Raw genomic sequence first — 26,948 nt, 5'->3', positions numbered from 1 at the left:
ACGACGGAGAACCTCGTGACCGTGACCGAAACCCGCACCACGAGCCCGCTGGACGACCCGCCGTCCGCGGAGCGCGCCCCCCGGGTGCTCTCGTTCAGCCAGCGGTTGAGCCGGTGGGACCTCAAGCTCTCGCCGTACCTCTACATCTCGCCCTTCTTCATCCTCTTCGCGATCGTCGGGCTCTTCCCGATCGGCTTCACCGCCGTGATCTCGTTCCAGGAGTGGGACCTGATCCGCAACGAGGGAACCTTCGTCGGATTCGAGCAGTACGCCTGGATCCTCAACGACCCGAAGTTCTGGTCGGCCCTCCGCAACACCTTCAGCATCTTCCTGTTGTCGACGGTGCCGCAGCTGATCCTCGCGATCTTCATCGCTGCCATGCTCGACCGCAACATCCGCGCCAAGACCTTCTGGCGCATGAGCGTGCTCCTGCCCTTCGTGATGGCGCCGGTCGCCGTGGCCCTGATCTTCAGCAACATGTTCGGCGACGTCCACGGACTCGTGAACAACACGCTCACCGACCTCGGCCTCGACCCGATCGGCTGGCACAAGGACCCGTTCTGGAGCCACGTCGCCATCTCCACGATGGTCAACTTCCGCTGGACCGGCTACAACGCGCTCATCCTGCTCGCCGCGATGCAGGCCGTCCCCCGCGAGTACTACGAGGCAGCGACCGTCGACGGTGCGGGCATCTTCCGCCAGTTCGTGAGCATCACGCTCCCCTCGCTCCGCCCGACGCTGATCTTCGTGATCATCACGTCGACCATCGGCGGCCTGCAGATCTTCGACGAGCCGCGCATGTTCGACAACACGGGTGAGGGTGGCGCCGCGCAGCAGTGGCTCACGATCACGCTGTACCTCTACAACATCGGCTGGGGCGACTTCAACTTCGGTCGCGCCGCCGCGCTCGCCTGGATCCTCTTCATCATCATCGTGGTGATCGGCCTCATCAACCTGCTCATCACCCGTCGCCTCGTCCGCGACGAAGGCGGTCGCGGCGTCACCGCACCGCGCCGTGCCCGCCGTGCCGCGAAGGAGTCCCTGCGATGACTGCGATCAACGAACCGCCCCTCGCGATCGTCGAGAAGAACATCCCGGATGCCGGGCGTCGCCGCCGCGGTGAGCGCACCACGAAGATCCGCGGCATCCGTGCCGGCTTCTGGGTCTACATCGGGCTCGGCGTGGTCGCCGTGTCGGCGATCTTCCCCTACTACTGGTCGTTCCTGATCGGCTCGGGCGACTCGGCCACGATCAACGACCCCAACATGTCGTGGATCCCGGGAGCGAACTTCGTCGCCAACGCGATGTCGGTGATGAACGACCCGGCCGTGAACTTCTGGCTCGCGCTGTGGAACTCGATCTTCAGCTCGACCGTGATCGCGGCATCCGTCGTCGTGTTCTCGACGCTCGCAGGATGGGCCTTCGCCAAGCTGCGGTTCCGCGGCAGCAAGGGACTCCTCGCCTTCGTCGTCGCGACGATGGCGGTGCCGACGCAGCTCGGTGTCGTCCCGCTCTACATCCTGTTCGCCGACCTCGGCTGGACGGGTCAGATCGGCGCGATCATCATCCCGGCGCTCACGAGCGCCTTCGGGGTGTTCTGGATGACGCAGTACATCGGCCAGGCGGTTCCCGACGAGCTCATCGAGGCCGCCCGCGTCGACGGTGCGACGCAGATCCGCACCTTCTGGACCGTCGGTGTCGTCGCTGCCCGCCCTGCCGCAGCCATGCTCTTCCTCTTCACCTTCGTCGGCGCGTGGAACCAGTTCTTCTGGCCCTTCATCGTGCTCGACCGGCAGAGCCCGACGCTGCCCGTCGCGCTCTCGCTGCTGCAGGCGAACTACTTCGTCGACTACTCGATCGTGCTCGCCGGCGTGCTGATCGCGACCATCCCGCTCATCCTGCTCTTCGTCGTCGCCGGCAAGCAGCTCGTCAGCGGCATCATGGCCGGCGCGGTCAAGGGCTGACGGTTCATCGCATGAGCATCGTCTCGGCGGGATACCCTGCGACCGTGACCACCGCATCCGCCCGTCCGTTCCCCACCGACTTCCGCTTCGGCGCCGCGACCGCCGCGTACCAGATCGAGGGGGCCGCGTTCGAGGACGGACGCACGGCATCCATCTGGGACGCGTTCGCCCGCGTGCCCGGCGCCGTGATCCGCGGGGAGAACGGCGACGTCGCCTGCGACCACTACCACCGGTACCGCGGCGACGTGGCGCTGATGCGCGAGCTGGGCCTCGACTCGTACCGCTTCTCGACGTCGTGGTCGCGCGTGCGTCCCGACGGCGGTCCCGTCAACCAGAAGGGGCTCGACTTCTACAAGCGCCTCGTCGACGAGCTCAGCGACGCGGGCATCGCCCCGCTGCTCACCCTGTACCACTGGGACATGCCGCAGGCGCTCGAGGACCGCGGCGGCTGGACCGTGCGCGAGACGAGCGACCGGTTCACCGAGTACGCCCTGTCGGTGCACGACGCCCTCGGCGACCGGGTCACCGCATGGACCACGCTGAACGAGCCGTGGTGCGCGTCGTTCCTCAGCTACACGGCGGGCATCCACGCCCCGGGGCGGTACAGCATCCGCGACGGCCTGCTCGCCTCGCACCACCTTCTGCTGGCCCACGGTCAGACCATCCGCGAGCTGCGCTCGCGCGACGCGTCTCTCGACCTCGGCATCACGCTCAACCTCACGGTGGCTGAGCCCGCCGATCCGTCGAAGCCCGAGGACGTGACGGCCGCGCGACTGATCGACGGTCACTTCAACCGGTGGTTCCTCGATCCGGTGTTCGGTCGCGGCTACCCGGCCGACATCGTCGAGGACGTCCGGGCCGTCGACGCCGACGCGGTCGCCGCTTTCGAGGACTCGGTGCGCCCGGGCGACCTCGAGACGATCGCGCAGCCGATCTCGGCCCTGGGCGTCAACTACTACCACGGCGAGTTCGTCGGAGGCACGCCGCCCGTCGACCCGCCGGCCGCCGGAGACGCCCCGACCGAGCGCCTCGCCGGGTCGCCGTGGCCCGCCGGAGAGCACGTCTACTGGTACGACCGGGGCCTGCCGCGCACGTCGATGAACTGGGAGGTGCAGCCCGAGGGGCTCACGACCCTGCTCACGCGGGTGTGGGAGGAGTACGCACAGGCCGCCTGCACGTCGCTCTACGTCACCGAGAACGGAGCCGCGTTCGACGACGTCGCCGTCGACGAAGACGGTGAGACGCGGGTGCACGACGCGGATCGCGTGTCGTTCCTGCGCGGTCACCTCGGCGCGATCCTGGATGCCGCTGACGCGGGCGTCGACGTGCGCGGCTACTTCTACTGGTCGCTGATGGACAACTTCGAGTGGGCGTGGGGCTACGAGAAGCGGTTCGGCATCGTCCGGGTCGACTACGAGACCCAGGAGCGTTCCTTCAAAGACAGCGCGCTGGAGTATCGTCGCATCATCGCTGCCCGAGCGATCGACATCCCGCCTTCTCAGAGGTAGCCCCGCCGTGACCGACATCCTCCGCACCCCGGTGACCATCGAAGAGGTGGCGGCGGCTGCCGGCGTCTCCCGCTCGACCGTCTCCCGCGTGGTGAACGGCTCGACCGCTGTCAGTCCGACGGCGCTCGAATCCGTCCGCCGCGCGATCGACGCGCTCAACTACGTGCCCAACCGGGCCGCGCGCTCGCTCGCGAGTCGGGCGACGATGGCCATCGCCCTCGTGGTGCCGGAGGACACGACGCGGTTCTTCGGCGACCCGTTCTTCGCGGCGATCGTGAGCGGGATCAACTCCCGGATGAGCCGGTCGGACTACGTCCTGAACCTCATCATCGCCAACGACGACCCCGACGACAAAGCGACCGCGTACCTCCGCAGCGGCGCCGTCGACGGGGCGATCATCGTCTCGCACCACACGAGCGACACCTTCATCGACCGCATCGCGGCGGCCGTTCCGGTTGTCTACGGCGGGCGACCCGTCCGCGACCGCGAGAGCGACTACTACGTCGACGTCGACAACGTCGCGGGCGGCCGGCTCGCCACCGACCACCTCGTGTCGAGGGGTCACACGCGCATCGCGACGATCACCGGTCCGCCGACCATGCCCGGGGGCATCGACCGGCTCGCCGGGTTCCGGGCATCGCTCGCCGAGGCGGGGCTCGAGCCCGTCGCGATCGAGGACGGCAACTTCACCGCCGACGGCGGCGCGGCAGCGATGCGCCGCATCCTCGACTCCGGCGCCCCGTTCGACGCCCTCTTCATCGCGAGCGATCTGATGGCGCGGGGCGCGTTCGCGGTGCTCGCCCGCGCCGGCATCCGGGTTCCCGAAGACGTCGCCGTCGTCGGCTACGACGACTCGCCCGTGGCGACCACCGTGTCGCCGGCGCTCACGACCGTGCGGCAGCCGTCGTTCCAGCAGGGCGAGATCATGGCCGACACCCTCCTGAGCCGCCTCGCCGGCGGCTCGTCGCCTTACGTGACCCTGCTCGACACCGCGCTCGTGGTGCGGGAGTCGGCCTAGGCGACGACCGCCGTCAGGGCGTTCTCCCACGGGTCGGCGAAGCTGACCGTGCGGCCGTCGTCGGCGAGGGGGATGCCGCGGCGGCGGAGCCGTTCGCCGAGTTCGCCGAGGGAGTCGGCGTGCGGCAGGACCAGGTCGACCCGCCCGAGCCCGAGCGACGGCATCCGGGGTCCGGCGCCGCGGGAGTTCCACACGTTCATCGCCATGTGGTGGTGGTATGCGCCGGCGCTCACGAACAGCGCCGAGCCGGCGATCGACGCGGTCGCCTGGAATCCGAGCGTGTCGACGTAGAAGGTGCGCGCGGTGGCCACGTCGCCGACGGAGAGGTGCACGTGGCCGATCGTGGCGGGCTCGGATGCCGCGCCGCCGTCGGCGGCCTCGGGGGTGAGATGCTCGGCCAGGAACGCGTTCGGGTCGAGGAAGAGGGTCGCCATCTCGACCTGGCCGTGCGTCCACGACCACTCCGAGCGCGCCCGGTCCCAGTAGAGCTCGATCCCGTTTCCCTCGGGGTCGGTGGCGTAGAACGCCTGGCTCACGAGGTGGTCGGCGCTGCCCGTGAACGTGTGCGGGGCGTGCAGAGCCAGCGACGCGAGGGCGCCGGCGAGGGCCGCCTGCGTCTCGAACAGGATCGCCGTGTGGAACAGGCCCGCAGACCCGTGAGTGGCGTGCCGGAGCGCCGGCTCGGAGCGGAGGACGATGAGGCCCGTGCCCGCGCGGCCGAGCGTCACGGAGTCGCGGTCGGACGAGATCACCTCGAGCGTGACGACGTCGCGGTAGAACCGCGTCATCGCGTCGAGGTCGCCGACGAGCAGGGTGACCGCACCCATCGTGGTGTCGGCCGCGAGAAGACCGGATGCCGCGGAGGATTCATTCATGCGAATGAGAACCCCCGCGGCATCCGGGCTATTCCGGTCAGTTCTCGGGGTCGCCGCCGAGCGGGCCGACAGCCGGGATCGGTCCGCCGTCGTCTGCGCCGGTCTGGCGCGCCCGGGCGATCGCGTTGCCCACGTGGTAGATCACCAGGGCGGCGAAGGTGCCGAGGACGATGCCGCCGAACTGGAAGCTGCCGGCGGTCATGGTGAAGTTCGCCATCGCGATGACGAAGGCGACGGCCGCGGTGAGCTGGTTGACCGGACGCGAGAAGTCGACGCGGTTGTCCACCCAGATCTTGATGCCGATGATGCCGATGAGGCCGTAGAGCGCGGTCGTCACGCCGCCGATGACGCCGGCGGGGACCGTGTCGATGACGGCGGCGACGAGCGGCGAGAACGCGAACAGGATCGCGACTCCGCCGGCCACCCAGTAAGCGGCGGTGGAGTAGACGCGGGTCGCGGCCATCACACCGATGTTCTCGCCGTAGGTCGTGGTCGCCGAGCCGCCGAACGCTCCGGCGAGCGTGGTCGCCAGGCCGTCGGCGAACAGCGCGTTGCCGGTCTGCCGGTTCAGGGACGGATCGTTCGCCATCGATGCGACGCCGCGCACATGGCCGATGTTCTCGGCGATCAGCACGAGGACGACCGGCAGGAACATCGGCAGGAAGCCCCACGATGCGGGGTCGCCGAAGGCGGGGAGGTGGAACTGCGGCAGTCCGATCCACTTGCCGAAGATGTCGCCGAACGAATCGACCTGGGCGAGCTCGGCGACGCGCGCGAACTTGGCGGACTGCACCTCTCCCTCGCGTCCGACCCATTCCTGAAGGAAGAGGGATGCCACGTAGCCGACGACCACGCCGAGGAAGATCGAGATGCGCCCGAGGAATCCTCGGAACAGCACCGCGAACAGCACGAGGGCCGACAGCGTGATGGTCGCGGTGATGGGCTCGAGGGTGAAGTTGTTCCACGCGGCCGGAGCCAGGTTGAAGCCGATGAGGGCCACGATGGCCCCGGCGACGACGGGCGGCAGGAGGCGTTCGATCCAGGCCGACCCGACGCGCTGCACGATGAAGCCGATGAGGGCGAGCAGGACGCCCGCGAAGAAGACGCCGACGAGGGCCTGACCGTACTGCGCGGGGGTCTCGAGGCGGTTGCCGCCGTTCACCGCGGTGATCGGCGCGAGGAAGGCGAACGACGAGCCGAGGTAGCTCGGGAGCTTGTTGCGGGTCAGGAGGAGGAACAGCAGCGTGCCGAGACCGGAGAACAGCAGCGTCGTGGCGACGGGGAAGCCGGTGATGATCGGCACCAGGAACGTCGCGCCGAACATCGCCACCACGTGCTGCGCGCCGATGGCGATCGTGCCGCCCCACGCGAGGCGCTCCGACGGGGTGACGACGGCGCCGGGGGCGATGCGCCGGCCGTCGCCGTGCAGGGTCCAGATGGGCATGGGTGCTCCTCGAGATGCGGGTGAAGCGACAGGGGGTCAGGCGGTGAGGCGGTCGAGCAGTTCGCGATACTTCGCGGCGGTGCGCGAGACGATGTCGGCGGGAAGCTCCGGCGGCGTGCCCGTCTTGTCCCAGTGCGCCGCGAGCCAGTCGCGGACGATCTGCTTGTCGAAGCTGGCCATGCGCGCGGCGGGCGTCTCGCCCTCGTGCCACGCCGCGGCGTCCCAGTACCGGGAGGAATCGCTGGTCAGGACCTCGTCCGCGAGGGTGAGCACGCCATCGGCGTCGGTGCCGAACTCGAACTTCGTGTCGGCGAGGATCAGCCCTCTGCGCTCGGCGATCGCGGCGGCACGGCGGTAGATCTCGATCGAGGTGTCGCGCAGATCGGCGGCACGCTCCGCGCCGACCAGCTCGACCGTCTGCGCGAACGAGATGTTCTCGTCGTGCTCGCCGAGGGGCGCCTTGTATGCGGGTGTGAAGATCGGCTCGGGAAGACGGTCGCCGTTGCCGAGGCCCCCCGGGAGCGCGATGCCGCACACGGTTCCCGCGGCCTCGTACTCGGCCCAGCCCGTGCCGGTGAGGTAGCCGCGGACGACGCATTCCACCGGCAGCATGGTCAGGGAGGCGACGACCATGCCGCGGCCGGCGGTCGCGGCAGGCGGCTCGATCCCGTCGACGAGGTGGTTCGGGATCGCCCGGCCGCCGTCGCCGCCGCTGAGCTGTGCGAACCACCAGAGGCTGAGCTCAGTGAGCAGCGCGCCCTTGTCGGGGATCGCCGGCTCGAGCACCGCGTCGAACGCGCTCACCCGGTCGCTCGCCACCACCAGCAGGACGTCGCGGGCGTCGTCGGGGCCGCCGGATGCGGGCCGGTACAGATCACGGACCTTGCCCGAATAGGTGTGGGTCCATCCGGGCAGGGAGGTCGCGGCATCCGTCACGCCTTCATTATGGCGGTCCGGGCCGCTTCCTCACGGCTCTGTGGCGTGCGCCCGCTCCGCGCCATCGCGCGGGAGATCGAGCGTGAAGGTGGTCTGCGCCCCGGGGGTGCTCTCCACGCGGGTGTGACCGCCGTGGGCCACCGCGATCGCCCGCACGTTCGTGAGGCCGAGACCGAAGCCCTGGATCGCCTCCGCCCGTGCGTACGGTGCGCGGTAGAACCGGTCGAAGATCCGCCGCTCCTCCGCGTGCGTGAGGCCGTGACCGACGTTCGTGACGGCGATCCGGACGCGGTCCCCCACGGCGCCGTACTCGAGGGCGACCGTCGCCGACGGTGCTCCGAACTTCACCGCGTTCGTCAGCAGCTCGATGATCGCCGCCGTGAGGTGTGCGCCGTCACCGTGGAGGGCGAGAGCGTCGGGTCCGCGCACCTCGATGCGCACGCCGCGGGATGCGGCCAGCTCGCCGACCTGCGCGGCCGCGTGGCGGGAGAGCGCCGCGACATCGAGGTCCGCGGTGTCGAGGGTCTTCACCGCGTCGTTCGCTGCCAGCAGGTCGCTCACGCGGTCGAGTAGATCGTTCGTCTTGCGGGTGACGATCTCGATGTAGCGCCGGATCTCGGTGTCCGCCGGATCGACGGCGTCCTCGATGAGCTCGAGGAACCCGGTGATGCTCGTGATGGGGGTGCGCAGCTCGTGGGAGACGGTGCGGAGGAATTGCTCCCGCACATCGATGGCATCGGCCAGCTCGGTGACGTCGTAGGCGACGATCACCGTTCCGAGCAGCTCGCCGTCCTCCCGGAGCACGCGACGCGTCGAGGCGATGATCGCCATCTGAGCGTCGGGCGGGCCGAGCCACTCGACGTGATCTTCGAACATGTCGCCGCGCAGTGCGCGGGGGATGATCTGGTCCTCGTAGGGGATGGTGCTCTTGCGATCGGCGGCGAGCACGTTGTCGCCGGCGTACGGCGGCCGGTCGAGGTGGAAGCCGACCAGCTCGGTCATCTGCCGGGCGTGATCGTTCGCGACGTCGAGCCGACCGTCTTTGTCGTAGAAGGCGACGGCCGCGTTGACGGTGTTGAGGATGCTGAGGGCGAGGATCTCGGTGTCCTGCGCGACGCGCAGTGCGGCGGCCTGGGTGAGGTGGGCGTCGGCGAGCCGCCGGCCGTTGCTGCGCAGATGCCGCGCGGCGATGAAGACGATCACCGCGACGCCGACCATGAAGGTCGGGAGGGTGATGACGTTCGCCCACTCGAGTGCGGTGTCTGGCCAGGCGCTCACATAGGCGAACCGGAACGAGGTGATGAAACCGGCCCCGAAGACCGCGAGCACCATGCCGTACCAGGAGAAGCCGTAGGCGAGCCAGAGGATGGGGAAGACCGCGAGCACGGTGATCGAGGGGAGCACCGGCAGCAGCTCGGCGCGCAGCAGCGCCACCGCGAGGATGTCGAGACCCGCGATGGAGGTGAGCCACCACGAGGGGAATTTCTCCCAGGGGATTACGACGGCTGCGACGGTCGCGACGGCCGTGACGGCGAACCCGCCGAGCATCGCCCAGCTCGAGAGGACGACCGGATGGGCGATGAGCACCATGATCGCGATGTAGACGACCGCGAGCGTGAAGGGCAGCTGCGCCCGAAGGAAGACCCGTATCCGACCGCGCGGGCTTCGCTCCACCTCGAACAGCGGCATCGGCGTCCCCCTTCGAGAACGCTCTCATACGCGCCCCTCAGGGAGAAAGTACTGTACGGAAGGCCTCGACATAGGCTGAGATGATGACATTCCGCGCATCGCTTCTGTCCATGCCGCGTCGTCTCACCGTCGTGGCGGCCGTCGCCGGCCTCTCCGCCGTCACTCTCACCGGGTGCATCTCGACGACGGAGGTCCAGCCGGAAGGCTCGCCGTCCGCGGCGCCCTCCGCCTCGGCGGCGCCCACGCCGTCTCCCACCTGGGAGGGTGTGGCCGCTCCGTTCGAGGTTCCCGCGGAGTCCGAGGGCGAGATCTCCCGCGTCGTCTTCACGGCCGACGGGCCGGACGGCGTTCCGACATCGGAGGTGCAGATCTTCGAGGCGGTGCAGCCCGGAGTCACCTACACCCTCGAATACGACTGTCGCCCGACCGGGATGCCGGTTCCGTTCATGATCTCGTGGTCCACGGTGACGCCCGAAGGATCGACGCCGAACGCCGAACCCGCCGGTCGGCACGCGGCGGAGTGCGCCGGACCGGCCGAGGTGACCGGGCTCACGCTCGAGCCCGGTGCGCCACTGCAGCTCTCGGCATTCGAACTCGACGCGGTCGAGACCGCCTGGGCCCGCCTGACCCCCGACGGCAGCTGACCTCGGACGGCAGCTGACCCCCGACGGCAGCTGACCTCCGCGCCTGCGGTCAGTCCGCGACGCGGGCGGCGATGTCGCTGCGGAAGTGGGAGCCTTCGAGGCCGATCTCCGCGAGCGCGGCGTAGGCCCGCTCGCGCGCCGCGCCGAAATCGGATGCCGTCGCGACGACGCTGAGCACGCGTCCGCCGGTGGCGACCATGTCGGCGCCGCCCGCGCGCGTCGCGGCGTGGGCGAGATGCACTCCCTCGACGGATGCCGCGGCATCCAGCCCCGTCACGATGCGACCCGTCAGGGGCGCATCGGGATAGCCCTCGCTCGCGAGCACGACCGTCACGGCGACGTCGTCGGCGAACGTCGGCTCCGGCTCGGACTCGAGAGTGCCGGCCGCAGCGGCGAGGAGCAGGCGCGAGAGCGGGCTCCGCAGCCGCGCCAGGACGACCTGGGTCTCGGGGTCGCCGAAGCGGGCGTTGAACTCGATGACCTTGATGCCGTCGTCGGTCAGGATCAGGCCGGCGTAGAGCAGACCGATGAAGGGGGTCCCCTCGGCATCCAGCTCTCGGATGACCGGCTCGGCGACGTCCCGCGTCACCTCGGCGACGAACGCGGCCTCGCTGCCGAAGCGCTCGGCGAGCCAGGGAAGGGGGGAGTAGGCGCCCATGCCGCCCGTGTTCGGGCCCGCGTCGCCGTCGAAGGCCCGTTTGAAGTCCTGCGCCGGCGACAGCGCGCGCACGGTGTCGCCGTCGGACACGAAGAACAGAGACACCTCAGGGCCGGCGAGGAACTCCTCGATGAGGACGTCGCCGGTGGGGAGGAAGCCGTCGGCGTGGGCGAGGGCCGCAGCGCGGTCGTCGGTCACGATGACGCCCTTGCCGGCAGCCAACCCGTCGGCCTTGACGACGTACGGTGCGCCGAACTCGTCGAGGGCGGCGACGACCTCGTCGGCCGTGCGTGCTCGTGCGGCGCGGCCGGTGGGCACCTTGGCGGCATCCATGATCCGCTTGGCGAACGCCTTCGACCCCTCGAGCTGCGCGGCGGCGCGGCCCGGGCCGAAGACGGGGATCCCCCGCTCGCGAAGGGCGTCGGCGACACCCGCGACGAGGGGCGCTTCGGGGCCGATCACGACGAGGTCGACCGCCTGCTCCTTGGCGTAGTTGGTGACCGCGGTCGGGTCGACGGGATCGATGCCCACGAGCGTCGCGTCGGCCGCGATGCCCGCGTTGCCGGGGGCGGCGAGCAGCTCGTGGCCGGCGTTCTCGGAGCGCAGGGCGAGGATGATGGCGTGCTCGCGGGCACCGGAACCGAGGACGAGGATCTTCACGCGGTCAGCCTAGCGGCGGCGCACTCGGGCCACCGGGTCGAGGACTACCGTGGGCTCATGCCCCGCAAGATCCTGACGGCCGAGGGCCGTGACGCCCTTGACGCCGTCCGCGCGGGCAGCACCGCACGCGGCGACCTGGGGACGGCGGTTCGCTACCTCCTTCAGCTTCTCGCCGAGAAGGCCCCCGGCAACTCGGTGGAGGTGCGCGTGCCGCCGTACGGCGCCGTGCAGGTCGTCGAAGGACCGCGGCACACTCGCGGCACACCGCCGAACGTGATCGAGACGGATGCCGCGACCTGGATCGCTCTCGCCACGGGCCAGACCGCGTGGGCCGATGCCGTCACCGCCGGCCGGGTGCAGGCGTCCGGCACCCGCGCCGACCTCATCGCGCTCCTCCCGCTCCGCCCCTGATTCCTGCGACCCGGCGGAATTCCTGCGACCCGGCGCGTCCCGGCGCGGCAGCGAGACGGCGGACGCACGCCCCTCCGCTGACGGATACGATCTCCTCCGGAGAGGAGCGTCATGCCGAATCGGCAGCGCACGACCACCGCGATCGCGGCGGTGGTCCTGGTGGTCGGAGGACTCGCCGCAGTCGGCGCGGCGTCGCCCGCCCTCGCGGCCGACACCACGGCGTGCACCGTCTCCGTCGCAGAGCTCGCCTGGCACGCCGACGCGGCCGACGTGGAGGTCTCCGGCGGCGCGGAGGCGGACGCGGACGGCATCCGTCTCACGGGCGGCGTGGGCATCCTCGATCCCGTCGCCCCCGTCGGAAGCGCCTCGTTCGAGGCGACCCTCACCTTCGCCGATGAGGAGGGGGTCGACACGGTGCTCAGCAACCCCACCCTCGTGATCGAGGAGGGCGACGGCGAGCTGCTCTTCGACGTCCAGGTGGGCGACGAAGCGCTTCGCGCACAGACCGCCCTCGGGGCCATCGACCTGCGCGCCGCGACCGTCTCGGAGGACCGCGAGGTCGTGACGTTCCGCGCGCTCGAGGCCGCCACCGAATGGACGGCCGGAGCGCCGGCGTCGTGGGCGGCGGCCACCGACACGCTCGACCTCGACCTCACCGCCGACTGCCCGGCATCCGAGACGACGCCGTCGCCGGGCGCGACCGGTGACGCCGCGTCGGACGGAGGCGACGGGATCGGCATCCCGATCGCCGTCGTGTCGGTCGCGGTGGTCGTCGTCGCCCTGCTGGCCTTCGGATCGATCGCCCGCCGCCGCCGCAACACCGCGTCGGTGGACGACCACCCCTCCCTCTGAGGGCACACGGGCGAGCCTTCTCGGAGAGGCCCCACTTCTGTCATCGCGGGTGGACAATGGACACATGGCCGAGCACACCGAATCGCACGTCGAATCCGCGGAACTGCGCCGCAGCCCCCGCTTCGGCGTCTTCTTCGCGCTCGGCGCGGCGCTGGGCGTGCTGCTCGCGCTGATCCTCACCTTCTCCTTCGACTCATCGGGAGCGGTGTCGAGCTCGGGCGCGACCTACTCGACCACCCAGGTGTTCGGATTCCTGCTGCTGTTCTGCATCCCGATCTGCGTCGCCATCTCGGCGGGCGTCGCGCTCCTGTTCGACCGTGCGTCGAGCCGTCACACCCGCACGGTGCGCATCGAGCGGGAGACCGTCGACACCGACGACTGACCCCCAGCATCCGCTCCGGTTCAGGCCAGCTCGGCGATGATCGGCTGGATCGCAGGGTCGAACGACGCCACATCGCCGCGCAGGCCATCGGTCACCGCGACCGTCAGAGAGCCGATCCACCACACCCCGCGCTGGGTGAGCGGCAGAACCTGGACGTTGAGCTCGAACGAGTGCGCCCGGCGACCGACGCGGCGCTCGTGCTCGGCGATCGCGCTGGCGTAGGCGCGGTAGCTGCTCGACGATCCGGTGCGCGCCTGCAGGGCGTATCGCTCGCTCGCGCGGCGCGCGTAGGTCACCGCCTCGGCGGCGAACGGGGTGATGGCCGACCGCAGCTCGTCGAAGCCGTCGACCGGCAGCACGGCGAGGGTCTCGAAGCCGTCGACGAGCTCGAGCGGCACCGGAGACGGGTGCGCCTGCGGTTCGACCGACAGCGCCCAGTAGGCGAGCCACTGCCGCTGGAGCAGCTGGGCGGCGTCGTCATCGGCCGAGGCGGCCGCCGGAGCGCCGCGGAGGTGCGGGAGCTCCTCGGGAGCGCGGATGCCGAGCGCCTGGCGCAGGTAGAGCGCGACGAGCACGCCCGCGCTCGCATCCTCTCGGACGACCCATTCGGGCCGTTCAGCCCCACTCATGGCGCCATCCTAGGACCCCGCCGCGCGTCGGTGTCGGATCAGCCGGGCTGCGCAGCCGGTACGCTGATCCCGTGGCATCCTCTCCCCACAACAATCCCTACTCCGCTGCCGGCGTCGACACCGCTGCGGGCGACCTCGCCGTCGAGCTGATGAAGTCGGCCGTTCGCCGCACCCAGGGCCCTGAGGTCCTCGGCGGTGTGGGCGGATTCGCCGGCCTCTTCGACGCCTCCGCCCTGCTCGGCTACTCGAAGCCCCTGCTCGCGACCTCGACCGACGGCGTCGGCACGAAGGTCGCGATCGCCCAGGCGATCGACAAGCACGACACGATCGGCCAGGACCTCGTGGGCATGGTCGTCGACGACATCGTCGTCGTGGGCGCCAAGCCCCTGTTCATGACCGACTACATCGCCACCGGCAAGGTCATCCCGGAGCGCGTCGCCGACATCGTGCGCGGCATCGCCGACGGCTGCACCGCGACGGGCACCGCCCTCGTGGGCGGCGAGACGGCGGAGCACCCCGGCCTGCTGGGCCCCAACGACTACGACGTCGCCGGCGCGGCGACGGGTGTCGTCGAGGCCGACGGCGTGCTCGGCGCCGAGCGCGTGCAGTCGGGCGACGTCGTGCTGGCGCTCGCCTCGAGCGGCCCCCACTCCAACGGCTACTCGCTGATCCGGCACATCGTCGCGAACGCCGGCATCGGGTACGGCGACCACGCCGCCGACTTCGGGCGCACCTGGGGCGAGGAGCTCCTCGAGCCCACCCGGCTCTACACGTCGCCCCTGCTCCGCGCGATCGACGCCCACTCCGGCGGCATCCACTCGCTGAGCCATGTCACGGGCGGCGGCATCGCGGCCAACCTCGCCCGCGTCCTCCCGCGCGGCACCTGGGTCGACGTCGACCGCTCCACTTGGTCGCCGTCGGCGGTCTTCCGCGTCCTCGCCGAGCTGGGCGAGCTGTCACTCGAGCAGACCGAGGGCACCTGGAACCTGGGCATCGGCTTCCTCGCCGTCGTCTCCGCCGATCAGGCGGATGCCGCGACGGCCACCCTCACTTCCGAAGGCATCCGCACCTGGCAGGTCGGAACCGTCTCGGACTCGGCACTTCCCACCGGTGACTACGAGCAGGGCGCGAAGGGGGTCGATGGCGGCGCGGTGCGCCTGGTCGGCTCCTACGCAGAAACGGACTGAGCTACCTCAATGTGCGGAATCGTCGGCGTGGTCGCTCAGGGGCCCGCCAACCAAGAGGTCTACGACGCCCTCCTGCTGCTGCAGCACCGCGGCCAGGACTCGACCGGCATCGCCACCGCCGAAGCGAGCGGCATCTTCCACATCGCGAAGAACCGCGGCATGGTGCGCGAGGCGTTCCGCACGCGTGACATGCGCTCGCTCCTCGGCACGATCGGCCTCGGCCACGTCCGGTACGCGACCAAGGGCACGGCGTCGAACGAAGAAGAGGCGCAGCCGTTCTACGTCAACGCGCCCTACGGCATCGTCCTCGTCCACAACGGCAATCTCACCAACACGCGTGAGCTCACCGAGGAGCTGTTCCGCACCGACCGTCGCCACCTCAACACGAGCTCCGACACCGAGCTGCTCGTCAACGTGCTGGCGAACGAGCTGCAGACCGTGATCTCGGGCCTCGAGCTCGACCACGAGCAGGTCTTCGAGGCCGTCACCCGGGTGCACGAGCGGGTCGAGGGATCGTACGCGTCGATCGCCCTCATCGCGGGCTACGGCCTCCTCGCCTTCCGTGATCCCTTCGGCATCCGCCCTCTGATCCTCGGCACCCGCCGCGCCGAGAACGGGCGGTACGAATGGACCGTCGCGTCGGAATCGCTCGTGCTCGAGAACGGCGGCTTCGAGGTCGTCCGCGACGTCGAGCCCGGTGAGGCCGTCTTCATCGACCTCGACGGCAACCTGTTCACGAAGCAGTGCGCCCCGAAGGCGCAGCTCGTGCCGTGCTCGTTCGAGTACGTGTACCTCGCGCGTCCTGACTCGGTCATGAACGGCATCTCGGTCTACGAGGCGCGGCTGCGGATGGGCGAACGCCTCGCCGACACGATCGCGAAGTACACGCCCACGGGGTCGATCGACGTCGTGATGCCGATCCCCGACTCGTCGCGTCCCGCGGCGATGCAGGTGGCCCGCAAGCTCGGCATCGAATACCGCGAGGGCTTCTACAAGAACCGCTACATCGGCCGGACCTTCATCATGCCCGGCCAGGCGATCCGAAAGAAGAGTGTCCGGCAGAAGCTCAACGCGATGTCGACCGAGTTCGCCGGCAAGAACGTGCTCCTCATCGACGACTCGATCGTGCGCGGCACGACGTCGAAGGAGATCATCCAGATGGCGCGGGATGCCGGTGCGAAATCGGTCACGTTCGCCTCGGCGGCGCCGCCCATCCGGTTCCCGCACGTCTACGGCATCAACATGCCCTCGCGCCACGAGCTCGTCGCCTACAACCGCACGATCCCCGAGATCGCGGAGGAGCTGGGCTGCGACTACCTGGTCTACCAGGAGGTCGACGACCTGAAGGCGGCGATCCTCGAGGGCTCGGCCGACGTCGAGGACCTCGACATGAGCTGCTTCGACGGCCGGTACGTCACCGGGACCGTGAGCGACGAGTACCTCGCCTGGGTAGAAGGCACGCAGGAATCCTGACGTGACCTCCTCCGTATGACCGTCGCCACGTCGCGCCCGCTGTGGCAGGGCCGGGCGCTCGCGCTCGTCGGGATCGTGCTGATGGCGTTCTCGCTCCGCTCTGCGGTGGCGTCGCTGTCGCCGCTCTACGACCACATCGCCCGCGACTTCGCGCTGCCCGCGGCCGTCATCGGCCTGATCGGCACGGTGCCACCGCTCTGCTTTGCGGTCTTCGGGCTCACGGCGGCGTCGCTCGAGCGACGTTTCGGTCTCGAGCGCACGACGATCACGTCGCTCGGCGTGATCACCGCGGGCCTGGTGATCCGGGCGTTCGCCGCCGACGCGTGGGGTCTGCTCGCGGCATCCGCTGTCATTTTCGCGGGTGTGGGCCTCGGCAACGTGCTGCTGCCGGCGCTGGTCAAGAAGTACATGCCCGACCGCATCGGGCTCATGACGACGCTGTACACGACCATGATGGCGATGTCGACGTTCACGCCGCCCCTGGTCGCCGTGCCGCTGGCGGACGCCGCGGGGTGGCGGGTCTCCCTCGGCGTGTGGGCGGTGTTCGCCTTCGCGGCGCTCATCCCCTGGCTGGTGCTGACGATCCGCTCGCGCGGGGGAGAAGCGGAGGTTGACCTCGCCGGGGTGAGCCCTCGCGTCTTCGGACGGATGTGGCGCCTCCCCACCCCGTGGGCGATGGTGGCGGCCTTCTTCGCGTCGAGCACGATCGCCTACACGTCGTTCGCCTGGCTGCCGAAGATCCTCGTCGACATCTCCGGCGTCACGCCGCAGGCCGCCGGCGTACTGCTCTCGCTGTTCGCCCTGATGGGGCTGCCGGCGTCGCTCGTCGTCCCGGTTCTCGTGGCACGCAAGGGTGTCGTGATGCCGCTGTTCCTCGTGGCATCCGGCGCCGGCCTCGCCGGTGTGATCGGGCTGCTGCTCGTTCCGACCTGGGCGCCGTGGCTGTGGGTCGCTCTGCTCGGAACCGCGCCGATGCTCTTCCCGATCGTGCTCGTGCTCATCGGCCTGCGCACGCGCAGCCACGAGGCGACCGTCGCGCTGAGCTCGTTCACGCAGAGCCTCGGCTACGGAGCGACGATGATCATGCCGCTCAGCGTGGGCCTGCTCCACGACGCGACCGATTCGTGGACGGGCGCGCTGATCCTGCTCGGCGCGATGGCCGTGCTCGCGATTCCGGCCGGCATCGTCGTCTCGCGACGTCGCACGGTGGAGGAGGAGTGGGAGGCGCGCTACGGCACCTGGTGACGGGAGCGGGCGTCAGGCCTTCTCGAGTGAGGGAGACGCGGATTCCGCGGAATCGTCGTCGTCGTCCTCGCCCTCTTCCTCGTCGGCGTACTGGTCGGCCCACTTGTCTTCGTATTGCTCATCGTGAGGCGCGCCGAGTTCACGCTCCAGCGCAGACAGATTCACATTGAATGTGTCGTACTTGAGTTCACGGGCGATTTTCGTGTGTTTCGCCTTCTGACGGCCACGCCCCATGCGTAACCCCCTCATCTCACGATTTTCGGGCATGTCCGGCTGCCCGACGCAGTCATAGTCCGGCAGAGGCCGGGAAGAGTAGCATTCAGGATATCACGGAGCCTTCATGCCGCCCTTGTGGCGAAGGCCCGCCGGGATGAACGAAAGGCTTGATCGACATGACCGATGCCGCGCCCTTCGAACAGAGCGTACGCCGCCCGCACCGTCCCGTCATCGTCGGGGTCGTTCCCGGGCAGTCCGCGCGTGTCGTCAGAGAAGCGGCGACCTACGCCCGTCTGCACCGCTGCGCGCTGCTGGTCGTGCACGTCGACATCACCCGCTTCGTCTCGTATGAGGACCCCGACGGCTTCGTCCACACGGCTCCCATCAATCTCGATGCGGCGCCGAGCGACGCCCTCGAGGCGCAGCTGCGCCACGAGATCGGCCGCGCTCTCGAGGGCATCGAGGTCTCGTGGACGCTCGATCTGCTCATCGGCGACCCGGCGATCGCCCTCAAGGACGTCGCGGACAAGACCGAGGCACGCCTCATCGTGGTGGGCACCCGCAAGCGCGGCATCGGCGAATCGATCCGTGAGTTCTTCACCGGGTCGGTGGCCGCGCGCCTCGCGCACCGGCAGCCGCGCCCGATCCTCGTCGTCCCGCTGGGAGAACCCGCGACGGACGACGAGGACCTGTGGCCCGACGCCGGGAGCTGATCCTCAGCCGCGCGTCGCCCGGCGGACCGCTGCGGCGGCCTCGTCGAGGGCAGCGGCCAGATCGTCGATGACGGATGCCGCCAGCGCGCCGCCCTTGGCCACGTGGGTGCGCAGGTCGGTGCGGAGATCGTTCCGGAACTCGGTCAGCAGCTCGTCGGCGCGGCGGACCTGATCGCGCGCGTCCGTCCGGGCGTCGTTCGGGGGCCCGGACGGCGCCGCCGCCGGCGGCGGCGGTGAGGAGGAGGCTGCGGCCAGATCGGCGCGGAGGCTCTTCATCGCCTCGCGGACTCCGGCGCGGACGCCGTCGGCGATGAGCCGCACGCTGTCGGTGAGGCCTGCTTCGATGCCCGCGAGATCGCCCGAGCGGGCCGCCACCTCGGCGCGACCGGCATCCGTGATCTCGTAGACCGTCTTGCGGCCGTCGACGGTCTTCGTGACGAGTCCGTCGTCCTCGAGTTTGGACAGCCGCGGGTACACGGTGCCGGCGCTGGGCGTATAGGTTCCGCCGGTGCGATCCGACAGCGCCTGCATGAGGTCGTACCCGTGCCGCGGACCCTCGTCGAGGAGGTTCAGGATGTAGAGGCGCAGGTCGCCGTGGGAGAAGACGGGGGTCATGTCACCACTCCTCGGGGGTCGGGGCGTCGCCGTCGGCGGCGGTCAGCGCGGCGCGGCGGACGACGGTCACGTCGCCCGACACGGTGTTCGCCCGGATGTCGGCGAACGAGCCGCTGAGCTCGCCGACCGATCCGCTGTAGGTCGACCCGATGCTGCGCTCGGCGCGGTCGACGCCGTCGACGCGCAGAGCGCCGCTGACCGTGCGGAGGGCGAACTTGGTGGGCAGGTGGTCGTCGAGCCGAACGGTGACGCCGCCGCCGACCGTGTTGAACGAGACGCTCTGGACGGGACCGGTGGAGTCGATGAGCGCTGCTCCGCCGACGGTGTCGATCGACGCGGTGCGGATCGTGCCGGTGGCGGTGATGTCGCCCGAGACGGAGTTCGCGCCGACGGTGCCGGTCAGGGCGCGGATCTGCACATCGCCCGACACGGTGTGGGCGGTGACGTCACCCGTGAGGCCGTCGACAATGACGTCGCCGGAGACGGTGTTGAGCTTCGCGTCGGCTTCGAGCCCGGCCACGAGGGCGCTCGCGCTCACGACACCGAGGGTGAGGGCGACCGATCGGGGCACCGCGATGCTGATCTCGGCCTGCGGGCCGCCGGAGCCGAAGTTGCGGAAGACGTCGAGGAAGTTGTCCCAGCGCAGCTGCGCATGGTTGATCTCGATGGCGCCGTCGTTTGCTTCGATCCGGAGTTCTTTCGCGGTCACGGCGTGCACTTCGATGCGGACGCCGGGCTCGTCGTGCCCGACGACGTCGATCTGTCCGCCGACGAGGCCCACCTTCAGCTTGTGGATGCCGTCGAGGTCGATGACCCGGGTCTCACCGGGCTGAACGAGCCATTTCTCGAGAGTCATGTCGTCTCCTTGGGGTCGTCGCGAGTCGAGATATATCGCGTTGGTGGACGATAACACGATATATCTCGATGCGGAAGACGCACCGGGAGCCCGGGACGAGAAAGAGCCCCCTCGCGCCGACGTTGTCGGGAGGGGGCTCTGTCCGTGCTCCGCGCGACCCGTGGTCGCAGCGCGAGCGCTCAGCCTGAGATCAGGTCAGCTCTTGTTGCTGCGGAGGACCCGGAGCAAGAAGGCGATCAGGGCGATGATGCCGACGACGATCGCGACCCAGAGAAGGAACTCGAGTCCCGTTCCGAGGCCGCTGACGATCGCCAGGACGATGGCCACGACGATGATGATGATGAGTGCGATGTTCACGGGAACTCCTTGATGTGTGTTCCGCTTCCGCCGCCAAGCGGAGGTGCGGCGCGGGTATGCGTCCCGTCATTACTATCAGCGTTCTCCCAGCCAACGGGGGGCCTTGACAGGCCCGGCGGTGGGTGCCATACCGTTACCCGACGCGGGCCGAACGGGGCCCGAACAGAACGGAAGCGGGTGACACCATGCCGGCAGGACGTGGGTCGAACAGTCTGAAAAATCCGGAGCTCTACGAGGAGCTGCGAGACGACGGCGCATCGAAGGAGAAGGCCGCGCGCATCTCCAACGCCGCCGCCCGAGACGGCCGCGGGGCCGTGGGCGCGCGCGGGGGCAAGGCGGGCGATTACGACGACTGGACCGTCGCCGACCTTCGCGGCCGCGCGAAGGAGCTCGGGCTCACCGGGTACTCCAAGGCCCGCAAGGCCGACCTCATCGACATGCTCCGATCGCACTGACGTGCCGCGATTGAGACGCGTCCGTCCCGGGACGGACGTCGGCTATCGGCGCCTGCGCGCAGGCACCGGATTTCGGTACGTGGATGCCGAGGGCGACCCGCTGCCCCGGGACGAGGCCGAGCGGGCGCGCGCGCTGGTCCTCCCGCCCGCGTGGCAGGACGTCTGGATCTCATCCGATCCGCTCGGGCACATCCAGGCCACGGGCGTCGACGATGCCGGCCGGCTGCAGTACCGGTACCACCCGCAGTGGACCGCCGGCCGCGACAAGGGCAAGTTCGCGCGTGCGCTCGACCTCGCAGAGGCGCTGCCGCGTGCCCGCGGGAGGGTGACGACGTCGCTGCGCCGGGAGGACATCGACCAGGAACGCGTGCTCGCCGCGGCCTTCCGCCTGCTCGACCAGGCCGCGCCCCGCGTGGGAGCCGAGCGCTACCTCGTGAAGCACGGGAGTCGCGGCCTCACCACCCTGCTCAGGCGCGACGCCGAAGTCGACGGCAGCATGGTCGCCCTGCGCTTCCCCGGGAAGAGCGGGCAGCGTCAGGAGATGGAGATCGACGACGCCGACCTCGCCGCGGCGGTGCAGCTGCTCGTCGCCGGTCGTCCCAGTTCTCCCCTCCTCGCCTATCGCCGGGGTCGCCGGCGCGTGTCGCTCTCGGGGCGCGACGTCAACGTGTACGTCCGGGCCATGACCGGAGGAGCCTTCACGGCCAAGGACTTCCGCACCCTGCGCGGGACGATCCTCGCCGCCGACGCCCTCGCCCGCATCGGGACGGTCGCCACCAAGACCGACCTGAAACGCGCCGAGGTGCTGGCGGTGAAGACGACCGCCGGTGCGCTCGGCAACACCCCGTCGGTCGCGCGGAGCTCGTACATCGATCCCCGCGTCTTCGACCGCTACCGTCGCGGGATCCTGCTCGACACGAGCCTGTCGCCCGAGTCGGCGATCCGTCAGCTCATCTTGAACTGAGACCGGCTCCCGCCACCGGCGATCCGTGCGGGCCTCCGGACCTCCCGCGGCAATAGCGTGGGGTCGTGGCATCCGCTCGAACGCCCTTCTGGGCCGCGCTGCTGATCGTGATGATCGGGGGCGCGGTGGGTGTCGCCGCGCGCGCGGCGATCGTGCTCCCGGTGCCGGCAGACGCCCATCCGCTCGCGCTGCCGGGGCTCACGCTGGCCGTCAACGTGATCGGTTCGTTCGCGCTCGGCCTCCTGAGCGGCGCGCTCGACGATCGCCGCCCGGGGCTCCGCCTCTTCGCCGGCACGGGGGTGCTCGGCGGCTTCACGACGTACAGCGCCTTCGCGGTGCAGACGCTGCAGGTGTTCACGGACGTGCCCGTCGTCGGAGTCGCTCTCGTGGCCCTCACTCTGGCCGGCGGCGTCGTGGCCGCGGCTCTCGGCCTGACGCTCGGCGGACGACGAGCGGATGCCGCGTGAGCGGCCTCGAGTTCGCGGTGCTCGTGATCGCGGGCGGGGTCGGATCGGGGCTCCGTTACGCGCTCGACCGCAGGGTCGGGGCGAAGGCCCCGGCGGACGCGGTGCCGCCCGGCATCCTGGTGGTCAACATCACGGGGTCGTTCCTGCTCGGCGCGCTCACGGGGCTCGGCGACGTGATCGATTCCGCGTGGGTGACGATCGTCGGGGTCGGGCTGCTCGGCGGATTCACCACCTTCAGCACGATGGCGGTCGACACGGCGCGTCTCGCGCAGCGGGGCCGTCGTGACCGGGCCTGGCTGAATCTCCTCGGGACGTTCGCAGCCTGCGTCGTCGCCGCGGCGCTCGGCCTCGCGCTGGCCGGCCTCATGCCCTCGTAGGCCGTCGCCCTCGCGCGGCCGATCGGCAGTCGCCCCATGGGATACTCGATCCCAATACACTTCTGCATCGGAAAAGGGCCTACGTGTCGAACCTTGCCGTCCTGAGCCTCAAGAACCGAGCGCTCATCGCCCTGATCACGATCGTCGCGGCGATCTTCGGCGGCCTCGCGCTGACGAACCTGAAGCAGGAGCTCATCCCCCCGATCCAGCTGCCCCAGCTGTCGATCCTCACGACCTACCCGGGTGCGTCGCCCGACGTGGTCAGCAACGACGTCTCCTCGCCGATCGAACAGGCCATCCAGGCGGTGCCCGACCTCGAGTCCACGAGCGCGACGAGCACAACGAACGCCTCCATCATCCAGGCGTCGTTCGCCTACGGCACGAACCTCGCGACCGCCGAGCAGAAGATCCTCCAGGCGATCAACCGCATCGACGACTCGCTGCCCGACGGAATCGACACGAGCGTCCTCGCCTTCTCGACCGACGACCTTCCCGTCATCTCGCTCGCCGTCACCGGCTTCGACGACGCCGACCAGGTGCAGTCCCGGCTCGAGACGGCCGTCGTCCCCGACATCGAGGACATCGACGGGGTCGCGGCGGCGCAGATCGTCGGCGGGCAGACCGCGCGCGTGACGATCGTCCCCGATCAGTCGGCGCTCGCCGACGCCGGGTTCACCCAGGAGGCCATCACCGACGCCCTCGACCAGAACGGCGTCCTCTTCCCGGGCGGCACGGTCGACGAGGGCGATCAGACCCTGACGGTGCAGACCGGCTCGAAGCTCACCTCGACCGATCAGATCACCGCGCTCCCGCTCGTGCCCACCTCGGCCGAGCAGACCGCGGCGGGCGCCCTCACGGTCGGCGACGTCGCCGAGGTCTCGCTCGCCAAGGACCCCGTCTCGTCGATCTCGCGCGTCGACGGCGAGCAGGCGCTCACCGTCTCGATCACGAAGCTCCCCGCGGCCAACACGGTCGAGGTCTCGCACCTGGTCACCGAGGCGATCCCGGCCCTGCAGGACGCCCTCGGCGGCGGATCGCAGATCACCGTCGTCTTCGATCAGGCGCCGTTCATCGAGCAGTCGATCGAAGCGCTCGCGCAGGAGGGGCTCCTCGGTCTCGCCTTCGCCGTCATCGTCATCCTGGTCTTCCTGATGTCGGTGCGCTCGACGCTCGTCACGGCGATCTCGATCCCCACCAGCGTCCTCATCACGTTCGTCGGGATCCAGGCGTTCGGCTACTCGCTCAACATCCTGACCCTCGGCGCCCTGACGATCGCGATCGGCCGCGTGGTCGACGACTCGATCGTCGTGATCGAGAACATCAAGCGCCATTACGTGGGGGATGCCGATAAGCGCGCCTCGATTCTTCTCGCCGTCCGCGAGGTCGCCGCCGCCATCACCGCGTCGACGCTCACCACGGTGGCCGTCTTCCTGCCGATCGCCTTCGTCGGCGACCTGACCGGCGAGCTCTTCCGACCGTTCGCGCTGACGGTGACGATCGCGATGCTCGCGTCGCTGTTCGTGTCGCTGACGATCGTGCCGGTGCTCGCATACTGGTTCCTCCGCCCCGGCAAGCCGCTCCTCGACGCGAACGGCCGCGCCGTCGACCCGGAAGACCCCACCGCGCCGCCGTCGCGACTCCAGAAGAGCTACATCCCCGTGCTCGGGTGGACTCTCCGCCACTCGGCCGTCACGCTCGTGCTCGCGGTCGTCGTGCTCGGCGGAACGCTCGCGGCGGTGCCCCTGATGAAGGTCAACTTCCTCGGCGACTCGGGGCAGAACACGCTCACCGTCACCCAGAATGTCGGTGACACCGCGAGCCTCGACACTCAGGACGCCGCGGCCGCGAAGGTCGAGGCCGTCCTCCTCGACGTCGACGGCATCGAGACCGTGCAGACATCGATCGGCTCGAGCGGGTCGGAGCTGCGCGACGCCTTCTCGGGAGGCGGCTCGGGCATCACCTACTCGATCACCACCGACCCCGACGCCGACCAGGATCGCGTCCGCACCGATGTGCAGGACGCCGTGGCCGGTCTGGGCGGTGCCGGCGACATCGCCATCGCCGCCGCGCAGGGTGGGTTCGGCTCGAGCGACATCGAGGTCGACATCTCGGCCCCCGACGCGGGCGTGCTGCGCGAGGTCACCGATCAGGTCGTCACCGCCCTCGAGGGGGAGAGCGGCATCGATCAGGTGACCTCTAACCTGTCGGCATCCCTGCCCTTCGTCTCCGTAACCGTCGACCGTGAGGAGGCCGCCTCGCTCGGGCTCTCCGAGGTCGCCGTCGGCGGGCTCGTCTCGAACACCATGCAGCCGCGGAACGTCGGCACCGTCGAGATCGACGATGCCTCGCTGACCGTGTACCTGCAGGCGGAGGACGTCCCGGCGACGATCGACGACCTCCGGGCGCTCGAGATCGCCAGCGCGACCGGTCTCATCCGTCTCGATGAGGTCGCCACGGTCGAAGAGTCCGAGGGGCCGTCGTCGATCACCACCGAGCGCGGGCAGCGGACCGCCTCGGTCACCGTGACGCCGAGCTCCGACGACCTGAACGCGTCGTCGGCGATCGTCGCCACGGCCCTTGCCGATCTCGACCTGCCCGACGGTGCCGGCGCCGAGGTGGGCGGCGTGGTCACGCAGCAGCAGGACGCGTTCGCGCAGCTCGCCCTCGCGATCCTCGCGGCGATCCTGATCGTCTACATCGTGATGGTCGCGACGTTCAAGTCGCTCCGTCAGCCGGTGCTCCTGCTCGTCTCGGTGCCGTTCGCGGCGACGGGGGCGATCCTGCTGCAGATCGTGTCGGGCGTGCCGCTCGGCGTCGCTTCGCTGATCGGCGTGCTGATGCTCGTCGGCATCGTCGTGACGAACGCGATCGTGCTCGTCGACCTCATCAACCAGTACCGCGAGAAGGGCCTCACGACGCCCGAGGCCGTGATCGCCGGTGGCGCCCGACGCCTGCGGCCGATCCTGATGACCGCGCTGGCCACGATCTTCGCGCTCACCCCGATGGCGCTCGGCATCACCGGCCACGGCGGCTTCATCTCGCAGCCGCTCGCGATCGTCGTGATCGGCGGACTCGTCTCGTCGACGGTGCTCACCCTGCTCGTGCTGCCGGCGCTCTACAACCTCGTCGAGGGTGCGAAGGAGCGTCGGATCGCCAAGCGGGGCGGCGTGCCGGTGGCCGCGGCCGCCGCGACGCCCGCGCGGGCGTCGTCGCGTCGCGAGCTGCGGGCCCGGGAGGCATCCGCGCCCGTCACCGGCGCTGCCGCCGTCACCACCGATCTCGTGATCGAGGAGTCGCCCGACGTCGAGATCCCGGACGGCGCGGCGCCGCGAGACGGCGACCACGCGCGGGACGGCGAGGGCGCGAAGGACTGACGCGGGTCAGGAGGCGGGGGCGTCGAATTCGACGCCCCACTCCAGCTCCCACTGCGCGCCGGGGGCGAGGCGACGGAGGCTCTGCCCCGAGTTGAACGCGTCGGCGGGCGCGGTCATCGGCTCGATCGCGACCGCAACCTCGTGTCCGGGGTAACGGTCGGTCGTGAAGAGCTGGAGGTAGTCGAAGCCCTCGCCGGCCCAGACGCGAAGTCGCCGGCCGTCGGCGGCGAGGAGCGACGCCGTCACCCGGCCCGCGTCATCGCGGCTCAGGTCGCCGTACGCGGCGTCGAGGGCGAGATCGCCTACCCGCCGGGCCGTGCGCAGGTCGTGTTCGGCGTCGATCGGTTCTTGCGCCACCGGGATGTTCTGCGCGTCGAGCCGGAACCAGGACTCCGCGTCGAGGTGCAGGGCGAGGTCGGCGGTGGCGACATCGGAGATCTGGAAGTACGGGTGCGTCCCGAGCGCGACGGGAGCGTCGCCCTCGCCGACGTTCTCGATGACGTGGCCGACGTGCACACCGGCATCCGTCAGCCGATAGGTGACCTGCGTCTGAAGGTGGTACGGGTAGCCGGTTTGCGGAACGACGGCCGCGCCCAGGGTGAGCGACGACTCCGTGTGCGCGATCACGCGGTACGAGGTGAAGCGGAGCAACCCGTGGGACGCGTTGCCGAACTTCGGTTCGGTGATGGCGAGCTGACGGACCTCGCCCGCGTCGTTCCACGTTCCGCCGCGGATGCGGTTCGGCCAGGGGACGAGCACGATTCCGGATGCCGCCGGCGTCGGGCTGCCATCGGGGTAACCCGGCACGAGGTCGACGCCCCCGACGCGGAGCGCTCGCAGCGCGGCGCCCACTTCGGTGATCTCGGCCGACACGGACGAGGAGCGGATCGAGAAACGGGTTCCGGTGGGATCGGCGGCCATGCCGACAGCGTATCGGCGGCGGCCCGGCGACTTCTCAGGGGCGTCGGGTATCGTGGGT

At 70.1% G+C, this 26,948-nt stretch carries 28 protein-coding genes; 17 read left to right on the top strand and 11 right to left on the bottom strand.

Annotated features, from left to right (window positions below; all coding sequences use genetic code 11):
* Nucleotides 1-15: 15 nt before the first annotated feature.
* Genes ACJJV7_RS11005 through ACJJV7_RS10990 form a run of 4 tightly spaced genes read left to right on the top strand, consistent with a single transcriptional unit; the run spans nucleotide 16 to nucleotide 4,490 of the window.
* A complete protein-coding gene (locus ACJJV7_RS11005; RefSeq protein ID WP_405374764.1) occupies nucleotides 16-1,050 on the top strand; it encodes a carbohydrate ABC transporter permease in 1,035 nt (344 codons plus the stop codon).
* Nucleotides 1,047-1,964, top strand: a complete 918-nt coding sequence (locus tag ACJJV7_RS11000; RefSeq protein WP_405374766.1) for a carbohydrate ABC transporter permease — start codon at nucleotides 1,047-1,049, stop codon at nucleotides 1,962-1,964. Before ACJJV7_RS11005 ends, ACJJV7_RS11000 begins: the two co-directional genes overlap by 4 nt.
* A gap of 11 nt (nucleotides 1,965-1,975) precedes the next feature.
* On the top strand, nucleotides 1,976-3,472 hold the full coding sequence (locus ACJJV7_RS10995) for a GH1 family beta-glucosidase (RefSeq protein ID WP_405374769.1): 1,497 nt from the start codon (nucleotides 1,976-1,978) through the stop codon (nucleotides 3,470-3,472).
* A 7-nt stretch (nucleotides 3,473-3,479) separates the two neighbouring features.
* A complete protein-coding gene (locus tag ACJJV7_RS10990; RefSeq protein ID WP_405374771.1) occupies nucleotides 3,480-4,490 on the top strand; it encodes a LacI family DNA-binding transcriptional regulator in 1,011 nt (336 codons plus the stop codon).
* Here ACJJV7_RS10990 and ACJJV7_RS10985 read toward each other — a convergent pair.
* The 4 genes from ACJJV7_RS10985 to ACJJV7_RS10970 are packed head-to-tail and all read right to left on the bottom strand — an operon-like array spanning nucleotide 4,487 to nucleotide 9,434.
* Nucleotides 4,487-5,365, bottom strand: a complete 879-nt coding sequence (locus ACJJV7_RS10985; RefSeq protein WP_405374773.1) for a VOC family protein — start codon at nucleotides 5,363-5,365, stop codon at nucleotides 4,487-4,489. The two genes, ACJJV7_RS10990 and ACJJV7_RS10985, sit on opposite strands and share 4 nt — an antisense overlap.
* A 37-nt stretch (nucleotides 5,366-5,402) precedes the next feature.
* Nucleotides 5,403-6,809: a uracil-xanthine permease family protein gene (locus ACJJV7_RS10980; protein WP_405374775.1), complete on the bottom strand. Its 1,407-nt coding sequence runs from the start codon at nucleotides 6,807-6,809 to the stop codon at nucleotides 5,403-5,405.
* Nucleotides 6,810-6,845: 36 nt separating this feature from the next.
* Nucleotides 6,846-7,745 (bottom strand): phosphoribosylaminoimidazolesuccinocarboxamide synthase, encoded by a 900-nt coding sequence (locus ACJJV7_RS10975; RefSeq protein WP_405374777.1) that lies wholly within the window; start codon nucleotides 7,743-7,745, stop codon nucleotides 6,846-6,848.
* 30 nt (nucleotides 7,746-7,775) lie between these two features.
* The gene (locus ACJJV7_RS10970) at nucleotides 7,776-9,434 is read right to left on the bottom strand and encodes a sensor histidine kinase (RefSeq protein ID WP_405374779.1); all 1,659 of its coding nucleotides are present in this window, start codon (nucleotides 9,432-9,434) and stop codon (nucleotides 7,776-7,778) included.
* A gap of 83 nt (nucleotides 9,435-9,517) precedes the next feature.
* Here ACJJV7_RS10970 and ACJJV7_RS10965 point away from each other — a divergent pair, with 83 nt between their 5' ends.
* Nucleotides 9,518-10,078: a hypothetical protein gene (locus ACJJV7_RS10965; RefSeq protein WP_405374781.1), complete on the top strand. Its 561-nt coding sequence runs from the start codon at nucleotides 9,518-9,520 to the stop codon at nucleotides 10,076-10,078.
* A 49-nt stretch (nucleotides 10,079-10,127) separates the two neighbouring features.
* On the opposite strand, the gene purD is transcribed toward ACJJV7_RS10965, so the two are convergent.
* Nucleotides 10,128-11,396 carry a phosphoribosylamine--glycine ligase gene (gene purD / locus ACJJV7_RS10960; protein ID WP_405374782.1) on the bottom strand — a complete coding sequence of 423 codons (1,269 nt, stop codon included), beginning with the start codon at nucleotides 11,394-11,396 and terminating at the stop codon, nucleotides 10,128-10,130.
* 57 nt (nucleotides 11,397-11,453) lie between these two features.
* On the opposite strand from purD, the gene ACJJV7_RS10955 reads away from it, so the two are divergent.
* The 3 genes from ACJJV7_RS10955 to ACJJV7_RS10945 all read left to right on the top strand — a co-directional run bounded on the left by ACJJV7_RS10955 (nucleotide 11,454) and on the right by ACJJV7_RS10945 (nucleotide 13,041).
* Nucleotides 11,454-11,807 carry a sterol carrier family protein gene (locus ACJJV7_RS10955; protein ID WP_405374784.1) on the top strand — a complete coding sequence of 118 codons (354 nt, stop codon included), beginning with the start codon at nucleotides 11,454-11,456 and terminating at the stop codon, nucleotides 11,805-11,807.
* Nucleotides 11,808-11,918: 111 nt separating this feature from the next.
* Complete coding sequence (locus tag ACJJV7_RS10950) at nucleotides 11,919-12,659, top strand: HtaA domain-containing protein (RefSeq protein ID WP_405374785.1); 741 nt, start codon at nucleotides 11,919-11,921, stop codon at nucleotides 12,657-12,659.
* A gap of 64 nt (nucleotides 12,660-12,723) precedes the next feature.
* Complete coding sequence (locus tag ACJJV7_RS10945) at nucleotides 12,724-13,041, top strand: potassium transporter Trk (RefSeq protein ID WP_405374787.1); 318 nt, start codon at nucleotides 12,724-12,726, stop codon at nucleotides 13,039-13,041.
* 20 nt (nucleotides 13,042-13,061) lie between these two features.
* Here the strand turns inward: ACJJV7_RS10945 and ACJJV7_RS10940 are convergent, their stop codons facing one another.
* Nucleotides 13,062-13,670: a zinc-binding alcohol dehydrogenase gene (locus ACJJV7_RS10940; RefSeq protein ID WP_405374788.1), complete on the bottom strand. Its 609-nt coding sequence runs from the start codon at nucleotides 13,668-13,670 to the stop codon at nucleotides 13,062-13,064.
* Between the two features lie 71 nt (nucleotides 13,671-13,741).
* On the opposite strand from ACJJV7_RS10940, the gene purM reads away from it, so the two are divergent.
* From purM to ACJJV7_RS10925, 3 genes are read left to right on the top strand one after another with little or no spacing between them, the layout of a single operon-like run.
* Nucleotides 13,742-14,857: a phosphoribosylformylglycinamidine cyclo-ligase gene (gene purM / locus ACJJV7_RS10935; protein ID WP_405374790.1), complete on the top strand. Its 1,116-nt coding sequence runs from the start codon at nucleotides 13,742-13,744 to the stop codon at nucleotides 14,855-14,857.
* A gap of 9 nt (nucleotides 14,858-14,866) precedes the next feature.
* Complete coding sequence (purF, locus tag ACJJV7_RS10930) at nucleotides 14,867-16,330, top strand: amidophosphoribosyltransferase (RefSeq protein ID WP_405374792.1); 1,464 nt, start codon at nucleotides 14,867-14,869, stop codon at nucleotides 16,328-16,330.
* Between the two features lie 15 nt (nucleotides 16,331-16,345).
* Nucleotides 16,346-17,575, top strand: coding sequence for a CynX/NimT family MFS transporter (locus tag ACJJV7_RS10925; protein ID WP_405374794.1), 1,230 nt, complete (start codon nucleotides 16,346-16,348; stop codon nucleotides 17,573-17,575).
* Nucleotides 17,576-17,587: 12 nt separating this feature from the next.
* Here the strand turns inward: ACJJV7_RS10925 and ACJJV7_RS10920 are convergent, their stop codons facing one another.
* Nucleotides 17,588-17,809, bottom strand: a complete 222-nt coding sequence (locus tag ACJJV7_RS10920) for a DUF3073 domain-containing protein (RefSeq protein WP_405374959.1) — start codon at nucleotides 17,807-17,809, stop codon at nucleotides 17,588-17,590.
* A gap of 158 nt (nucleotides 17,810-17,967) precedes the next feature.
* On the opposite strand from ACJJV7_RS10920, the gene ACJJV7_RS10915 reads away from it, so the two are divergent.
* The gene (locus ACJJV7_RS10915; RefSeq protein ID WP_405374796.1) at nucleotides 17,968-18,504 is read left to right on the top strand and encodes a universal stress protein; all 537 of its coding nucleotides are present in this window, start codon (nucleotides 17,968-17,970) and stop codon (nucleotides 18,502-18,504) included.
* Nucleotides 18,505-18,507: 3 nt separating this feature from the next.
* On the opposite strand, the gene ACJJV7_RS10910 is transcribed toward ACJJV7_RS10915, so the two are convergent.
* The 3 genes from ACJJV7_RS10910 to ACJJV7_RS10900 all read right to left on the bottom strand — a co-directional run bounded on the left by ACJJV7_RS10910 (nucleotide 18,508) and on the right by ACJJV7_RS10900 (nucleotide 20,332).
* Nucleotides 18,508-19,119 (bottom strand): PadR family transcriptional regulator, encoded by a 612-nt coding sequence (locus ACJJV7_RS10910; RefSeq protein WP_405374798.1) that lies wholly within the window; start codon nucleotides 19,117-19,119, stop codon nucleotides 18,508-18,510.
* A 1-nt stretch (nucleotide 19,120) separates the two neighbouring features.
* Entirely contained in the window at nucleotides 19,121-19,975 is an 855-nt protein-coding gene (locus tag ACJJV7_RS10905; RefSeq protein WP_405374800.1) for a DUF4097 family beta strand repeat-containing protein, read from the bottom strand.
* A 195-nt stretch (nucleotides 19,976-20,170) separates the two neighbouring features.
* The gene (locus tag ACJJV7_RS10900) at nucleotides 20,171-20,332 is read right to left on the bottom strand and encodes a hypothetical protein (protein WP_405374802.1); all 162 of its coding nucleotides are present in this window, start codon (nucleotides 20,330-20,332) and stop codon (nucleotides 20,171-20,173) included.
* Between the two features lie 185 nt (nucleotides 20,333-20,517).
* Here ACJJV7_RS10900 and ACJJV7_RS10895 point away from each other — a divergent pair, with 185 nt between their 5' ends.
* The 5 genes from ACJJV7_RS10895 (at nucleotide 20,518) to ACJJV7_RS10875 (ending at nucleotide 25,969) form a co-directional block, all read left to right on the top strand.
* On the top strand, nucleotides 20,518-20,787 hold the full coding sequence (locus ACJJV7_RS10895) for a Rho termination factor N-terminal domain-containing protein (protein WP_405374804.1): 270 nt from the start codon (nucleotides 20,518-20,520) through the stop codon (nucleotides 20,785-20,787).
* A 1-nt stretch (nucleotide 20,788) separates the two neighbouring features.
* Nucleotides 20,789-21,751, top strand: a complete 963-nt coding sequence (locus tag ACJJV7_RS10890) for a DNA topoisomerase IB (RefSeq protein ID WP_405374805.1) — start codon at nucleotides 20,789-20,791, stop codon at nucleotides 21,749-21,751.
* Between the two features lie 65 nt (nucleotides 21,752-21,816).
* On the top strand, nucleotides 21,817-22,218 hold the full coding sequence (locus ACJJV7_RS10885; protein WP_405374806.1) for a fluoride efflux transporter FluC: 402 nt from the start codon (nucleotides 21,817-21,819) through the stop codon (nucleotides 22,216-22,218).
* The gene (crcB, locus tag ACJJV7_RS10880; protein WP_405374808.1) at nucleotides 22,215-22,595 is read left to right on the top strand and encodes a fluoride efflux transporter CrcB; all 381 of its coding nucleotides are present in this window, start codon (nucleotides 22,215-22,217) and stop codon (nucleotides 22,593-22,595) included. The genes ACJJV7_RS10885 and crcB overlap by 4 nt, the downstream gene beginning before the upstream one ends.
* Nucleotides 22,596-22,678: 83 nt before the next feature.
* A complete protein-coding gene (locus ACJJV7_RS10875) occupies nucleotides 22,679-25,969 on the top strand; it encodes an efflux RND transporter permease subunit (RefSeq protein ID WP_405374809.1) in 3,291 nt (1,096 codons plus the stop codon).
* A gap of 6 nt (nucleotides 25,970-25,975) precedes the next feature.
* Here ACJJV7_RS10875 and ACJJV7_RS10870 read toward each other — a convergent pair whose 3' ends face one another.
* Nucleotides 25,976-26,890: an aldose 1-epimerase family protein gene (locus ACJJV7_RS10870; protein ID WP_405374810.1), complete on the bottom strand. Its 915-nt coding sequence runs from the start codon at nucleotides 26,888-26,890 to the stop codon at nucleotides 25,976-25,978.
* Between the last annotated feature and the right edge of the window lie 58 nt (nucleotides 26,891-26,948).

Origin of the sequence: Microbacterium sp. Ld4, assembly GCF_045066555.1 — a bacterium.
Taxonomy (GTDB): domain Bacteria; phylum Actinomycetota; class Actinomycetes; order Actinomycetales; family Microbacteriaceae; genus Microbacterium.
Note: the sequence above shows the minus strand (reverse complement) of the source record. Positions and strands in the feature narration are given on the sequence as shown.